1 tRNA gene is annotated in these 324 nt (G+C 51.9%); it reads right to left on the bottom strand.

Annotation, left to right across the window (positions count from 1 at the left end):
• Nucleotides 1-54: 54 nt before the first annotated feature.
• Nucleotides 55-131 (bottom strand) — tRNA-Met (locus tag KP806_RS27465).
• Nucleotides 132-324: the final 193 nt, after the last annotated feature.

Genomic DNA, 324 nt, shown 5'->3' with positions numbered 1-324 from the left:
GCCGACCCTCTGCTTGTAAGGCAGATGCTCTCCCAGCTGAGCTAATCCTCCATATGGTAGCGGCGGAGGGGATCGAACCCCCGACCTCACGGGTATGAACCGTACGCTCTAGCCAGCTGAGCTACACCGCCATATGCTTGTCCCCCGAACAATTCTACTTGCAAACATTCGGGTACAAAAATCTAATTCAGGTAAAGACATCGCCAAATGTCTCTGCAATCAAGCCGCAGGAACTGCACTAGGCAATCCGCCGCAACAAGGTTTGCGCCCTGAAAACCGGATACGAAAGATCAGGCTGCTGAAAGCCTTGTTAGCTTATTTATC

The organism is Paenibacillus vietnamensis, from assembly GCF_020169515.1.
Classification (GTDB): domain Bacteria; phylum Bacillota; class Bacilli; order Paenibacillales; family Paenibacillaceae; genus Pristimantibacillus; species Pristimantibacillus vietnamensis.
This window is presented reverse-complemented; position numbering and strand designations above follow the sequence as displayed.